The sequence below is a fragment of the Arthrobacter sp. ASL1 genome (assembly GCF_056680475.1).
The window spans coordinates 3,220,725-3,234,683 of the sequence record NZ_CM155284.1 but is presented as its reverse complement, the minus strand read 5'-3'; the positions used below and the strand labels follow the sequence as shown (position 1 = coordinate 3,234,683).

At 67.0% G+C, this 13,959-nt stretch carries 12 protein-coding genes; 2 read left to right on the top strand and 10 right to left on the bottom strand.

Annotated features, from left to right (window positions below; genetic code table 11):
- Positions 1-29: 29 nt before the first annotated feature.
- The 10 genes from AC1MEQ_RS15385 to AC1MEQ_RS15340 all read right to left on the bottom strand — a co-directional run bounded on the left by AC1MEQ_RS15385 (position 30) and on the right by AC1MEQ_RS15340 (position 11,560).
- Positions 30-2,144, bottom strand: coding sequence for an acyltransferase family protein (locus tag AC1MEQ_RS15385; RefSeq protein ID WP_479791893.1), 2,115 nt, complete (start codon positions 2,142-2,144; stop codon positions 30-32).
- A 96-nt stretch (positions 2,145-2,240) separates the two neighbouring features.
- Positions 2,241-3,854: a phytoene desaturase family protein gene (locus AC1MEQ_RS15380; protein ID WP_479791891.1), complete on the bottom strand. Its 1,614-nt coding sequence runs from the start codon at positions 3,852-3,854 to the stop codon at positions 2,241-2,243.
- Between the two features lie 94 nt (positions 3,855-3,948).
- Positions 3,949-4,719 (bottom strand): phosphotransferase, encoded by a 771-nt coding sequence (locus AC1MEQ_RS15375; protein ID WP_479791889.1) that lies wholly within the window; start codon positions 4,717-4,719, stop codon positions 3,949-3,951.
- Positions 4,720-4,807: 88 nt separating this feature from the next.
- The gene (gene groL / locus AC1MEQ_RS15370; protein WP_479791887.1) at positions 4,808-6,415 is read right to left on the bottom strand and encodes a chaperonin GroEL; all 1,608 of its coding nucleotides are present in this window, start codon (positions 6,413-6,415) and stop codon (positions 4,808-4,810) included.
- Positions 6,416-6,479: 64 nt separating this feature from the next.
- Complete coding sequence (gene groES, locus AC1MEQ_RS15365; protein ID WP_343899959.1) at positions 6,480-6,776, bottom strand: co-chaperone GroES; 297 nt, start codon at positions 6,774-6,776, stop codon at positions 6,480-6,482.
- A gap of 611 nt (positions 6,777-7,387) precedes the next feature.
- Positions 7,388-7,834 carry a hypothetical protein gene (locus AC1MEQ_RS15360; protein WP_479791885.1) on the bottom strand — a complete coding sequence of 149 codons (447 nt, stop codon included), beginning with the start codon at positions 7,832-7,834 and terminating at the stop codon, positions 7,388-7,390.
- A gap of 184 nt (positions 7,835-8,018) precedes the next feature.
- Positions 8,019-9,209, bottom strand: a complete 1,191-nt coding sequence (locus tag AC1MEQ_RS15355; protein ID WP_479791883.1) for a hypothetical protein — start codon at positions 9,207-9,209, stop codon at positions 8,019-8,021.
- Positions 9,210-9,316: 107 nt separating this feature from the next.
- On the bottom strand, positions 9,317-9,793 hold the full coding sequence (locus AC1MEQ_RS15350; RefSeq protein WP_479791881.1) for a hypothetical protein: 477 nt from the start codon (positions 9,791-9,793) through the stop codon (positions 9,317-9,319).
- Between the two features lie 85 nt (positions 9,794-9,878).
- Complete coding sequence (locus tag AC1MEQ_RS15345) at positions 9,879-11,207, bottom strand: hypothetical protein (protein WP_479791880.1); 1,329 nt, start codon at positions 11,205-11,207, stop codon at positions 9,879-9,881.
- A 2-nt stretch (positions 11,208-11,209) separates the two neighbouring features.
- Entirely contained in the window at positions 11,210-11,560 is a 351-nt protein-coding gene (locus AC1MEQ_RS15340) for a DUF6507 family protein (protein ID WP_479791879.1), read from the bottom strand.
- A gap of 160 nt (positions 11,561-11,720) precedes the next feature.
- On the opposite strand from AC1MEQ_RS15340, the gene AC1MEQ_RS15335 reads away from it, so the two are divergent.
- Positions 11,721-12,965, top strand: a complete 1,245-nt coding sequence (locus tag AC1MEQ_RS15335; protein ID WP_479791878.1) for a class I SAM-dependent methyltransferase — start codon at positions 11,721-11,723, stop codon at positions 12,963-12,965.
- A 122-nt stretch (positions 12,966-13,087) separates the two neighbouring features.
- Positions 13,088-13,855 carry a DUF427 domain-containing protein gene (locus AC1MEQ_RS15330; protein WP_479791876.1) on the top strand — a complete coding sequence of 256 codons (768 nt, stop codon included), beginning with the start codon at positions 13,088-13,090 and terminating at the stop codon, positions 13,853-13,855.
- The last annotated feature ends 104 nt before the right edge of the window (positions 13,856-13,959 follow it).

Genomic DNA, 13,959 nt, shown 5'->3' with positions numbered 1-13,959 from the left:
GTGTGTGCAACGCAACGTTCCGGGGCCGCTCACCAGGCCAGCACGTCCCGGAGTTTGCGTTCGAAGATGTCGGCCGTGGTGCGCGCATAGGTCTTCGTCAGGTGGGACTCGTCCATGTAGACCAGCACGTTGCCCACGACCGGCCGGCAGATGCCGTCCGGGCAAAGCGCATCGGTCATGTCCAGGAACCCCAGCTTCCCGGGAAGGCGTCCATCCCGGTTCTCCGTGCGCAGGTCCGCCAGCGGTGAGTGGACGGCCACCAGCTCATCGACCGGTGCCCTGCACTTCGGCGAATCCGCGCCGTTCAGGTCAACACATTCGGGGACGCTGAACGTGAAGCGCGGGGTGTCGCGCATGGCGATGACCTGCTTGCCCTGCTTCAGGAACGGGCGGATCCCGTCCTCGTAGCCGGGGACGATCCGTTCGGCATCGGCAGGCGTCCCCTCCTTCGAGTCCGGGTAGAACGAGGTCAGCGTTCCCAGCGTGAGGACGGCATCGGCGTCGTGGTCCAGGACGTAGTCGGTGGCCGCCGCGTTGAACGCGTTGCAGCCGGCGTCGCGTTCCTGGCTTTCGGCGCCGAACCGGCAGGCGGGGCGGGTGACGAGCACCCAGGCCCAGTTGTTCTGCTGCGCCACGGCGTCCAGGGCTGCGGTCCAGTGCTGGGCGTGCGAGTCGCCCAGCACGATGATCGTCTTCGCGGCGGTGGCCGGGTTCCCACCCATTTGGCAATACTCCATGGCGGGATCCGTCAGCTCGTAACCCTGGGTGCATTCGCCACCGTAATTGGACCATTCCGTCGAGAGCTGGCTGGCCAGCGGGAGCACTGCAGAATCCCGGTCCCCGGAGAACTCGAACCCCGGTTCCAGCGCGGCCGCACCGGGGTTGTCCTCGGCGGGCTGGGCGACGGCGCTGGTCTCGTACGCCGCCACCCGGGCCTGCCAGCCGCTGAGCGGCATGGCCACGACCCCGATGAGCAGGCCCACGACCAGGCCGAGCCGGCGTCGGCGGGCGCGCGGCCAGGACCAGGCATGGAAGGGGGTCTCGACGATCCTGGTGGTAGCCCACGCCAGGACCAGGGACAGCCCGATGACGCCGAGGCCGCCGAGGAAACCCGGTTCCCCGGCGCCGCGGGTCGACAGGAAGATCACCAGGATGGGCCAGTGCCAGAGGTACAGGGCGTAGGAGATGTCGCCCAGCCGGGTCAGCGGACGGGCGGCAAGGAGCCGGTCCACGCCCCACGGATGGCCGGTCCGGCCGGCGATGATGACCGCCGCGGCGGCCAGCGTCGGCCACAGGGCGATGTATCCGGGGAACTGCTGCTGGACCTGCAGCAGGATCCCGCAGGCGAGCATGGCGGCCAACCCGGCCCAGCCCATGGGGATCCGCACGGCCATCGGGAGTTGTCCGGCCCGCGGGATCAGGACGGCCAGCAGCGAACCGAGGGCGAATTCCCAGAGTCGCGCGCCGGTGTCGAAGTAGGCCCAGGACTGGCTGGTGGTGGTGATGTGGACGGAATAGGCCAGCGATCCGGCGAACACGAGACCGAACGCCACGGCCAGGACGGCCCCGAACCCGAGGGTGGGATGGGCCCGGCGCAGCAGCTTCCAGACCAGGGCGGCCGCCGCGATGAGCAGCGGCCAGAGGATGAACACCTGGCCTTGGATCGACAGCGACCAGAAGTGCTGCAGCGGGCTGGCCGCCCCGTGGTTCTGGGCGTAGTAGTCCACCGAGTCGCGGGCCAGCGTCCAGTTCTGGACGTAGAACAGCGTGGACCAGGTCTGTTCGAAGACCTCGCCCCAGCGCGTGCGTGGCAGCAGCGATGCCGTGGCCGCCAGGACCACCAAAAGGACGACGACGGCAGCCGGCAACAACGACTTGAAGCGGTGCAGCCAATAGGCGAGCAGTCCGATCGGCCGACCCGAGGACACCTTGTAGGCGAACGAGGAGGTCAGCAGGAACGCCGAGATGAACAGGAAGACATCGACGCCGCCGGAGACCCGGCCGAGCCAGACGTGGTAGGTGACGACCATGAGCACGGCAAAGGCGCGCAACCCCTGCACCTCGGGACGGTAGTGCGGTTTCACGGGGGCCGGACGTTCAATGGCGGCCTCGGGACGTGGAGATGCGTGGCGTGGCTCGGCCATGGCGATCTGCTTTCCTGTGGCTGGTCTGGTCGTCCCCCCGGCGGGCGGCATGCGGCCCACGGCCGACCACTTTAGCAGCTTGCCGTTATCGGACCGTTACCGATCGGTGGCGTCGGACATCTCCAGGACGGCCATGGCCGCATTATGGCCACCGAGGCCGCTGACGGCTCCGCCACGCCGGGCACCGGATCCGCAGAGCAGGATGCGCGGATCGTCCGTGGCCACGCCCCACCGTTGCGCCGGAGTTTCCAACGGGGCCCCGTCTTCGGCGAACGGCCAATCGAGGCCGCCATGGAAGATATTGCCGCGCGGCATGCCCAGGGCCCGCTGGATATCCAGGGTGGTTTTCGTTTCCACGCAGGGACGACCCGCGGCGTCGGGCATCACCAGGTCCTCAATGGGCTCGGCGAGCACCGAGTTCAACGAGGCGAACACCGCCGCCTGGAGCTGGTCGCGGAGGGCTTCGTTGGTGTCCCCGGTGACGAGGCGGTCGGGAACGTGCAGGCCGAAAACCGTCAGCGTGTGGGCGCCGGCCTCCTGCAACGCGGGCGAGAGGATGCTGGGGTCCGCCAGGGAATGGCAGTAGATTTCGCAGGGCAACGGATCGGGCACCTGCCCGGCGGCGGCCTGCTCGTAGGCGTGCTGGAGCTGGGTGAAGGTCTCGTTGATGTGGAAGGTGCCGCCGAAGGCGGCTTCGGGGGTGACCGTGTCGTCCAGCAGCCGCGGCAGGCGGGTGAGCAGGAGGTTCACCTTGACCTGGGCGCCCTCCCGTTGATGGTTCGGGTTTGCCGGAACTATTGCGGCACGCCCTCGTCGCAGTTGGCCCAGGACGGCGGGCGCGGCGTTGACCAGCACGACGTCTGCGCTGGCCGTTTCCTGGTCGCCCGCGTGACGGTAGGCCACCAAGCCGTCGGGACCGATGGAGAGCACCTCGGCACCCGTGCGGATGACGGCTCCGGCGTTGCGGGCGGATCGCTCCAGTTCGGCCGACACGGATCCCATGCCACCACGGGGGACCCGCCATTCCCCCGTCCCCCCGCCGATGAGGTGGTAGAGGAAGCAGATGTTCTGCTGGAGGTCGGTTCCATGAGCCGTGGCGAAGGTCCCGATGAGCCCGTCGGTGAGCACCACCCCGCGCGCCACATCGTTACGCAGGGCGCCTGTGATGGCCTCGCCGAGAGGGCGTTCCATCAGCCGTTCCCAGGTGTCCCCGGCGCCGGCCGCCACGGCGAGGGCCTTGGCCTCCGAACGGGTTGGCAGGGGGCCGGTCATGGTCGGCCACAGGGCCCGGGTGAGGCGGTGGCAGTCGGCGTAGAACGTCGTGAAGGCCTCGGCCTCCCCCGGCGGAGCCCCCATGGTGGAGAACGAGTCGGCCGTGGCCTCGGGGGCTTCGTCGTCGATGAGCAGGCCCCTCGTGGGGCTTGCCGGGTCGGGCGTGTAGGAGGAGTACCGGCGTCCGACGAAGGAGACCTCGAGTCCGAGGTCATCCACGATCGTCTGGGGTAGCAGGCTCACCAGGTACGAGTAGCGCGAGAGGTTGGCGTCGATGCCCGGAAAGGGGCGGGCGGACACCGCCGCGCCGCCGACGTCGTCCAGCTTTTCCAGCAGGAGGACTGACTTGCCGGCGAGGGAAAGGTAGGCGGCCGCCGTGAGGCCGTTGTGGCCTCCGCCAACGATGACGACGTCGAATCTGGGGTCGGTCGGGCCCATCAAGAAGCCTTCCGTTGAGGGGAAACAGTGACGCACGCCATGGTACCGGTCGTCGCCATCAGAGCGGTCCCGGGGCTGGCGGCGGTCCGTGGCGCTACTCTTCGACGCCGTCGGCCAGTGTTTCGACCCAGAACGCCAGGTTCGCGGCTATGTAGTCCGCGGCGCCCAGCCAGTGGTCGCCGTGGCCCTCCGCATGCAATTGCGCCCACGGCTGGCGTCCCCTGTGGTGGCCGTCCATCAGCAGTCCGTACATGCCGCGGACGTGACTCTCTATGAGTTCGGGCAGACGTTTCCGTTCGTTGGCCGACAGCCCATACCCATCCACCAAGGCGCGCAGGCGCGGCCCGTCCACCGCCGGCGTTCCGCCGGCATGCAGGGGAACAAAACCATGGGCGGCATAGCCGAGGTCCCAGAGGCGGCTGCCCGGACCGGCACCGTCCCAGTCGATGAAGACCCATCCCGCGTCCGCGCACACCAGATTCCAGGGCGCCAGGTCGTGGTGGCAGATCAGGTCCTCCCGATCGGGGGCGATCTCGACGGAGAACACCGCACCTTCGGCGGGGACGTGGGTCGAGGTGGCGTCGTGCAGGTCCCGGATCAGCCGCCCGACCCGGTCCAGGTCGTGGAGGGACATCGGCGGAAGGGTGTCGGCGAGCGGGCCATCCACGTAGTCGAGGATCTGCCGTCCCCGCCCGTCGAGGCCGTGGAAGCGCGGCGCCCCCGCGAAACCCGTGGCCCGGAGGTGGTGCAGCAGGGATCCGATGGCCGGGGTCGAGGCCGTCGCGGGCTTGCGCACGGTCTCCCCCACCCGGACCACGCCTGCGGCCACGTTCCCTCCCGCGAGGGGATGCTCCTGCTCGCCCATGGACCAGATGCTATCCGGACACCGCTTAACGCAGGAACCCTCCCACCACACCGGGGTGCGATAGGAGGGTCCGGCGTCGAACTCTGGCCTAGTGGTTGTGGCCGTCGTTCTCGTCGTCTGCCGGCTTTTCGGCGACCAGGGTCTCGGTGGTGAGCACCAGGGCGGCGATGGAAGCGGCGTTCCGCAGTGCCGAGCGGGTGACCTTGACCGGGTCGATGACACCGGCGGCCAGCAGGTCCTCGTACTCGCCGGACTTGGCGTTGAAGCCGGAGTTCACGGCGGACTCGGACACACGGTTGACCACGACGTAACCGTCGAAGCCGGCGTTCTGCGCGATCCAGCGCAGCGGCTGGACCAGGGCGCGGCGCACGATGCCAACGGCCGATGCGGCGTCGCCCTCGAGGGCGGTGACGGTCGGGTCGGTGTCGAGCACGGAGAGCGCGTCGACCAGGGCGGTGCCACCGCCGGCGACGATGCCTTCCTGGATGGCTGCACGCGTCGCTGACACGGCGTCCTCGATGCGGTGCTTGCGTTCCTTGAGCTCGACCTCGGTGGCCGCGCCGACGCGGATCACGCCGACACCGCCGGAGAGCTTGGCCAGGCGTTCCTGGAGCTTCTCCTTGTCCCAGTCCGAATCGGTGCGCTCGATCTCGGCCTTGAGCTGCGCCACGCGGTCGTCGACATCGGCGGTCTCGCCCTTGCCGTCAACAATCGTGGTGTTGTCCTTGGTGACCGTGATGCGGCGGGCGGAGCCGAGGACCTCGGTGCCGACCTGGTCCAGCTTCAGGCCGAGGTCCGGGGACACGACCTGGGCGCCGGTGAGGATCGCGATGTCCTGCATCATGGCCTTGCGGCGGTCGCCGAATCCCGGGGCCTTGACGGCCACGACGTTCAGGGTGCCGCGCAGCTTGTTCACGACCAGGGTCGAGAGGGCTTCGCCCTCAACGTCCTCGGCGATGATGAACAGCGGCTTGTTGGCCTGCAGGACCTTTTCCAGCAGCGGCAGGAAGTCCTGCACGGAGGAGATCTTGCCGGAGTTGACCAGAATGAGGGCGTCCTCGAGGACCGCTTCCTGGCGCTCGGCGTCGGTGACGAAGTGCGGGGACAGGTAGCCCTTGTCGAACTGCATGCCCTCGGTGATGGTCAGCTCGGTCGAGGTGGTGTTAGATTCCTCGATCGTGATGACGCCTTCGGCGCCCACGGTGCCGAACGCCTTGGCCAGGAGTTCGCCGATCTCGTCGTTCTGGGCGGAGATGGCCGCCACGTTGGCGACGTCCTGGCCCTCGACGGGTCGGGCGTTCTCGGCCAGGCGGGCGGCGACGGCCTCGACGGAGGCCTCGATGCCGCGCTTGATCTCACCCGGGGCGGCGCCGGCCGCGACGTTGCGCAGGCCTTCCTTGACCAAGGCCTGGGCGAGCACGGTGGCGGTGGTGGTTCCGTCGCCGGCGACGTCGTTGGTCTTGGTGGCGACCTCCTTGGCGAGCTGGGCGCCGAGGTTCTCGTACGGGTCGTCGAGCTCGATCTCGCGGGCGATCGTCACGCCGTCGTTGGTGATCGTGGGGGCGCCCCACTTCTTGTCCAGGACGACGTTGCGGCCGCGCGGGCCGAGGGTGACCTTGACGGTGTCGGCCAGCTTGTTGATGCCGGCCTCGAGCGCCTTGCGGGCGTCGTCGTTGAATGAAAGCTGTTTAGCCATGCTGCTACTCCTTGGTAACCGAGTGAAGCCCCGACCTTTGCGGCCGGGGCTTCACACTGGGGAACTACTTGACGACGATGGCCAGGACGTCGCGGGCCGAGAGCACCAGGTACTCTTCGCCGCCGACCTTGACCTCGGTGCCGCCGTACTTCGAGTAGATGACGACGTCGCCCTCGGCGACATCGACGGGAACGCGGTTGCCGTTGTCGTCAACGCGACCCGGGCCCACTGCCACGACCTTGCCCTCCTGGGGCTTCTCCTTGGCGGTGTCCGGGATGACCAGGCCGGAAGCCGTGGTCTGCTCGGCCTCGAGCGGCTGAACAACGATGCGATCCTCGAGAGGCTTAATGGAGACCGACATGCGGATCTCTCCTTTGCGTGAGTTACCAATGGTTACGGGGCCGTTGGGGTGTACCAACCGTCGTCGCGGTGCCAGCTGGCAAGTACCTCAGGCTATTAGCACCCGATGGGTTCGAGTGCCAGTACAGACTCTATGAGGTCGTTGGCACTCGGTCAAGGTGAGTGCCAAAATGCACGACGGCGGAGCGTCACCTGCCCGCCTTACCCCAGCCCTGGGAAAGGCGGAATTCCCCGTTGGCAGCTACGGCCCCCCCGGACCTCCGGCGCTCGGGCCATTGATCACGGGGCACACCGAGCTTGCCGGAGGGGCTCCCACCGGGTTTGACCGCCAGAGACAGGGTGCCCACCCCTCGGCGGATCTCCCGAGGCCATCCTCGATCCACAACGGGAGTCGAAACCGAGGAAGCCAGAACATCCCGACGATGCCGATGAGCAGGCTGGGGAACCAGATGAAAAGTGCCACGACCGCGGCCAGCGGGCGGGCGACCTCCAGCAGCCATCCCAGGACCGGGAACAGGATCACCCAGAGCCCCAGAAAAAGGCCAGCACAAGGCAAACAGGAGGGCGCCGGGAACTCACCTGACGGCGATCATGGTGGCCCGATCCATGGGGCTAAGCCGTTTTGCTCCGCTGGACGCCCCAGATGCCAGCGCACATACCCGCCAGGCACAACAGCAGGACCACCACGAATCCGCCGACCGGGAGGGAAAGCAGTTCGCGGGTTGCCGCGGCCTCGATGCCGGTGCCGAAGTAGTCGCCCCCGACGCGGATGTACGAACCGGTCAAGACAATCTGCAGGATCCAAGCCGCCATGAGCGACAGCCCGGTCACCGCGCCCACTGCCAACGACGCGAACAGCGCGATCCGGTATCCCCGGGCCGGGCCGCCACCTCGAGTCCGGGCCCCATCGGTGAGCCCGTGAGCGGCGACGGCCTCGGGGAAGCGGCCCAGGACTCCACCATCGTCGCCGGAAAAGGCGGGATCCCCCATCGCGCCGGCCAGTCCCAACGCGGCGGATGCCGTTGGCTGGGAGCCGGGGACGTCGTGGTGGGTATGCATGGTTCAACGGTACCCGCCCGTCCGCTGGCCATTCTATGCCGCGAGGTTGGTGACACCGGCGTAGGCCAGAATCCCCCTGAAAAGGCGGCATCCGCCGAACACCAGTGAGCAGATCGATGTACCGAGAGAAACCGAAAATACTCTGGATGTCCCGGTTCGTGTAGCGAGAACCGGCCGACCTGACCTAGTGGAGTTGCAGCGCCAGGCCGATCTCCTGGCTCATGGTCTTCCAGACATGGGCTGACGGGGTGGCCTGGATCATCATGGTCTCTGCCGATGTGCGGCCAATCGCAAAGTGGCCAGCGGTTCCCGCGTTCAACCATGACCTCTCCATGTCGAGGTCGGGCATGCGGAAGCGCCACGCAAACCACGGCTGCTCCCACATCCTGCGCAGCGGACGATCTGCATTCTCCGGCGGACCCCCAGCACCCTCGAGTCTGGCTTCAAATGCACCCGGGGCCACCTGGTCGACTCGTCCCAGTACCGACCAAGCCGGGCCCAGACCGGCCCAGGCGGCCACTACACCGGCCAGGGTGCCTTCGCGGACGATTTCCAAGCGGACTGAGCCCGGTGGGACGGCATGTTCCTCGTTGCCCCATACCAACTGGGCGTGCGAGGCCCGCGCCGCCACCAGTACTCCCCCACCGCCTGCCCAGGCATCCAGTTGTGTGGTTTGGGTGCCGTACCGCCCCTCCACCACAAATCTGCGGCGGACCTCCCGGAGGGGTACCGAGAGGATGGCGAATGCATGGGTAAAAGCCCCATCCGGTTCCATGAGGCCCGCCGCCACCAGCTCGGCACATTCCCCGGCGACCGACAACATGCGCGCCTTCATCATCCGCTGCTGCCCTGCGTGCTCCAAGACGAGCTGAAAGGCGTCGTCCGTCAGGATCGGACCCACCGGCCGGTAGGGCTGAAGAAGTGGGATACGGCCCAAATCCTCGGCGCGGATCCCCGATGTCTCCTGCAGGTACCCATCGATGGGCGGCTCACGCATGGGCTCCGGCATGGGTCCATGCTCGAGAACGTCTTCGACGCCGGCGCCCCCGAGCACCGCGGCAAAGAGGGGGGCGATGTCTTCTTGCTGTTCAACCGTGTAATGAGCGGCGATCTCCACGGCATCGGCTCCTGCAAAGAAGACCCACCTGTCAACCAACACGTTGTAGTCATCGGCGGAAAACGTGAACAGTTGCCCGCGGGCCGGCCGTCCGGCAATTTCTCCCCGGTCGTGGGCGATGCAATGGGAGCCCGGGATGCCTCCCAATATTCCGGCCAATGCCTGCGCACCCAGCGCTGGGAGCGAACCGGAGGTCGGCAGGCTGCGCACCACGATATTGGGCTTGAAAGTCCCAACCGCCACCTCGGGGTAGGACAAGACCATGGTGTCGGCGGCAGAATCGAGCCGCACCCAGTCCCGCGGAACCGGAAGGCTGACGCCCTTCAACCGTTCATGTGGCCAAGCGCGAACATTAAATTCGGCCATCAGTTCCGCGGCCCCTTCTCGTCTTCGTCCGGGGAGTCATGTTCCGGAGGGGTACGCGGCTGGTTTTCGGGATCCACCCCGAGACGCCGGTACAACGCCCCACCCGGTGCCATCGCCTGGGAGAGACGGTCCTGGCCCGACGTGAACTTTCGACGCGTCTCCTTGACCCACGCCGGCAGCAGCATTGGTGGCAGCCAGAACATCGCGATGATACCCAGCACCAACGAAGGGAAGAGCAGGATGAAGAGCATGAATTTGAGCGCCGAAGGCCCATGGTCCATCACCCAGGATGAAACGCCGATCAACGTGAAGGCTACTCCCAGATACAAGGAGGCCAGCCCCGGCCAGCCCGGAAACAGGGAGCCCTTGAGCATCAGCCAGGCTCGATAGCGGCCGCGATAGGCTTGGATTCCGGCGACCAGGTTCACTAGGCCGATGGCTGCTGCCACCCACGGCCCCCATTGTTCGACCGTCACGTGCGCCCTCCTTGTCCTTGCTGGGTTTGAGGCGTGGACCAATATCCCGGTGCAGGCGTCCTCCTCAGGCTAGCAGTGCTGCACACTAGCCGAATGCCCAATTCCAGGCGTCCCCGATGGCATCGGTCACTGGTTCGGCCGTATCGGTGCCCCAGTCCCACACCTCTTGGACCCCGTCCTTAACCCAATCATTGAAGCCGGTCTCGTTCGCAATCCAGCTGATGGCGATGCCCGCTCCGAAGCCGATGACTGTACCCACTGGTCCGCCGATCGCGGTACCGATGGCGGCACCGCCCAATCCAGCAGCAAGGTCCAGCCCGACCTGGGTGGTGCCCTGGACGGCTGACATCTCACCGGCGCGGTTGCGGATTTCCTCGTCCGTCCAGTCCGGGTGCTCCGCAGCCACTTCTTCCAGCGCTTTGTCGTACTCGCTCTTGTACGTCAGGCCCGCACCGACGACCATCGCGATCGGCCCGGCGACCCGGAGAGCCCGGGTGAAGTTCCCGCCGCTGCGCATCGCCTCCTCGAAATCCAGAAGACGCCCCTTGACATCCCAAAATCGCGGCCCCGCGGTGGTGTATCGCTCGGCATGGGCATCCACCCGGTCCTTGTACCAGTCAAAATGTTCATAGGCCCAGGGATTCACCGGTGTGCGCATCCCGGTCCAGGACTTCTTGGTACCCGTGTGCTCGACTTCTTGGATTTCCACGCGGGACCCCACCACCTCCGGACCATTGATGAAGGGAGCCCTGCTGATGACGCCATCGGAATCAATCACCCAGTCAGCGCTCGGGGCCGTCGTGGTGTAGTCCCACACGGGAATCTCGACGTTCTCGAGAACGGTGTAGTTGTAGGTGACCCGCGAGAATTGTGTCCACCCTGCCACGGTGACCGCGTCCGAGGGCCCGGGGCTTGGTGCAACGAACCCGGCATCGGCGATCTCCTGACCGTCGATCCCTTCCAACTCCGAGCCGCACTCCTCCGCAGCCTGCACCAGATCCCCGACCACGTTGTTAACGTAGGTCTGCACGGCATCGGTGGTGTAGATTCCACCGTCGGGAAGGTCCCCTTCGCCGACCATCCGATCGTGTTCGGCAATGCGCTCGTTGGCCTCAGTCCGGCGGAGCTCAAGCTCCCGCACCCTGGAGGCGAACCCGTTGACGGCTTGCTCGACCAGATAGGTGGCCCCTTCGACTGCATCACCGTGGGCCGTGATCAGGTCGAACATCTGCTCAACTTTTTCCTGGACGGCGGCGTGATCGGTCTTGAATCCGGGGTACAGGGCCTTCCAGGCAGTCTCGCAGTCCTCGACCTTTTCGCGGAGTTCCTTGCCTTTCTTCGTCAGACCCTCGGCTGCCGTGTCCATGTTGTCCGGTTTCGGCCAGTCGTGCAGGCCGGTGGCATCGATCGACATGGTTATCCCTCTACGACGATGGCGTCGTCGATTTCCAGCTCGGGGCTCTGCCGCATCGTCGCCTGGGCACTCTCCATCATCGAGATGTCACCTTGCTCGAAAGCCTGGACGGACCCCTCCATGCCGTTGACCGCATTTTCGATGCGCGTCTCGGCTGCTTCCGCTTGCAATGCGATGAGGTCGTTCCACACCGAAGACAAGGCCGTGGAGACCGCACGCATCTTGGCGGCTTCCATCAGATCTTCCATCTTCTCGAACATGGCCTCGCGCTTGGGCGCAATGTCCTCGCGATCGGTCGTCACGTTGGACAGTGCCGCCCGGACCGTTGCCGGATTGATGTCGTAACTGTCCATGCCACCCACCAGACCCCACCTTTCATCCGTGCGTCTTTGGGTGCCCCTGCCACCTGTGGGCTAGGCACCCAACTTGCAAAAACCGACACCTCACACTAACCGCGCCCTGCCGTGGACTGCCATGGGGAGAACTCCCCATGGCGACGTTAGGGTTGTTTTCATGCCCTCCCCCGCACCAGCCACGGAAAACCTCGCTGCAGTCCTCTCCCCCGAGGGCTTCGGCCTGCTCAATTCCCTTCCCGCCGAGGCAGCTGCCACGGACCAGGCCGCCCTGGAATTGAACCTGCGCCTGCGCAAGGAGGGGCATGGGCCAGAACTGGTCACCGCCGTCGTGCACCAGGCCCGGCTGCGCGCGCAGGGTGCCATGAAGCTGGGACCATTTGCCTCGCATATGGTGTTCACGCGTGCCGGTCTGGAGCAGGCCACCCGGCTGAACGTCGCGGCGCTGCATGCGCGCCGGTTCATCAACGCCGGGCTGTCCAGGATTGCCGACCTCGGGTGCGGACTGGGCGCCGATGCCATGGCCATGGCCTCCTTGGAACTGGACGTGACCGCCGTCGAAATCGACGAGACGACCGCTGCCGCGGCCACGGTGAACCTCATGCCCTGGCCGAACGCCAGGGTCGTCAACGCCGACGCCACCGCGTTCGATCTGGAGGGGTTCGACGCCGTCTGGCTCGACCCTGCCCGGCGCACCACCTCCACCTCGGGCACCTCGCGGTTGTTCGACCCCGAGGCCTTCAGCCCGCCGTTGTCGTACGTCGAGTCGCTCGCCGACCGCGGCCTGCCGGTGGGGGTGAAGCTCGGCCCGGGCATCCCGCACGAATCCCTGCCGGCCGGCTGCGAGGCCCAGTGGGTCTCGGTTAACGGGGACGTCACCGAGGCAGCGCTCTGGTTCGGCCCGCTGGCCCGACCGGGAGTCCGCCGGGCGGCACTCGTCCTGGGCGGCGGGGGGTCGCACGAACTCACCGCCTCCGACGACTTCGATCCCGGGGCCGCCATCCGCGGCGGCGTTCCCGTGGGCGACATCGAGGGATACCTGTACGAGCCCGACGGCGCCGTGATCCGCGCCGGCCTGGTGGCCGAGGCGCTGGACAAGGTCGGCGGGCATCTGCTGGACCCACACATCGCATACTTCTGCGCGCCCGAACTGGTGGAGACCCCGTTCGCCCGGGCCTACAAGGTGCTGCGCGTGCACCCCTACAACGTCAAGGCGTTGCGCATGTGGGCGAAGTCGGCGGGCATCGGCGTGCTGGACATCAAGAAGCGCGGGCTCGACGTGGCGCCCGAGGAACTGCGCAAGACGCTGCTGGCCGGTTCCGGCAAGAAGGCCAAGCGCCGCGCCACGTTGGTGCTGACCCGGATCGGCGAGCGCCGGGTCGCGATCGAAGTGGAGCCGGTCTAGCCTTCCGCCCGGATACCCCGGCCGGGGCCGTCGCCTCGCCCCGGCAGGACCGCGGCATATCCGAAGATGCCGAGCCGGCGTAGGATTCCTGCACTGACAGGAACGGAATACGGGTGGTTCACATGCGCTTCGAAACCAGTGACAAGTGGGTCCGCGCCGTGGTCGGCGACACGACCGTGGTGGACAGCCGGGCTTCGATCCTGTTCTGGGATGACGCGTTCCCGATTCCCTCGTACGCCTTCCCGCGCAACGACGTCCGCACGGAGCTGCTGCGGCCCGCTGCCCATCCGCCCACCCCGGGCGGCAGCTTCTTCCTGCCCAAGGGTCCGGTGGCGCAGTGGTTCGATCTCCACCTCGACGGGAAGATCCTGTCCCATGCCGCCTGGATACTCGACGACGCGGACCTCCAGGACCGCCTCGTGCTGACCTGGCAGCCCGGGATCATCGACCACTGGTTCGAGGAGGACGAGGAGGTTTTCGGCCATCCCCGCGATCCACACAAGCGGGTAGAGGCCCTGCAGAGCTCCCGACACGTCACCGTAACCCTCGATGGCGTCGCACTCGCCGAAACTCACCGGCCGGTGCTCCTGTTCGAAACGGGTCTTCCCACGCGTTACTACTTTCCGCGAAGCGACGTCGCCCTGGACCGGCTGGACGGCAGCACCAACCACAGCCACTGCCCCTACAAGGGCCGAGCCGAGGAGTACTGGGACGCCCCGGGCGCCGCCGGTGTGGCCTGGTCCTATCCGCATCCCTACGCTGCTGTCGAAAAGATCGCGGGCCTCATCGCGTTCTACAACGAACTGGTGGACATCACCGTCGACGACAAGACCCTCCCACGGCCCGAGTCGGTCTTCTCCTCGAGAGAGAACCGGCCGACCGACTTCTAGGACCGCGGCCCTCCCCCGGCCCGACGCCGGGAGCCCCGCGCCCTGGCGCTGCGGCCATGCCGACGGCGCTGCTCCCCTGCACCCAATAGAATGGCCGGGTCGAA

Coding starts and splice junctions, on each gene's coding strand:
- AC1MEQ_RS15385 (WP_479791893.1), bottom strand. CDS start 2,144: ATGGCCGAGCCACGCCACGCATCTCCACGTCCCGAGGCCGCCATTGAA.
- AC1MEQ_RS15380 (WP_479791891.1), bottom strand. CDS start 3,854: ATGGGCCCGACCGACCCCAGATTCGACGTCGTCATCGTTGGCGGAGGC.
- AC1MEQ_RS15375 (WP_479791889.1), bottom strand. CDS start 4,719: ATGGGCGAGCAGGAGCATCCCCTCGCGGGAGGGAACGTGGCCGCAGGC.
- groL (WP_479791887.1), bottom strand. CDS start 6,415: ATGGCTAAACAGCTTTCATTCAACGACGACGCCCGCAAGGCGCTCGAG.
- groES (WP_343899959.1), bottom strand. CDS start 6,776: ATGTCGGTCTCCATTAAGCCTCTCGAGGATCGCATCGTTGTTCAGCCG.
- AC1MEQ_RS15360 (WP_479791885.1), bottom strand. CDS start 7,834: ATGCATACCCACCACGACGTCCCCGGCTCCCAGCCAACGGCATCCGCC.
- AC1MEQ_RS15345 (WP_479791880.1), bottom strand. CDS start 11,207: ATGTCGATCGATGCCACCGGCCTGCACGACTGGCCGAAACCGGACAAC.
- AC1MEQ_RS15340 (WP_479791879.1), bottom strand. CDS start 11,560: ATGGACAGTTACGACATCAATCCGGCAACGGTCCGGGCGGCACTGTCC.
- AC1MEQ_RS15335 (WP_479791878.1), top strand. CDS start 11,721: ATGCCCTCCCCCGCACCAGCCACGGAAAACCTCGCTGCAGTCCTCTCC.
- AC1MEQ_RS15330 (WP_479791876.1), top strand. CDS start 13,088: ATGCGCTTCGAAACCAGTGACAAGTGGGTCCGCGCCGTGGTCGGCGAC.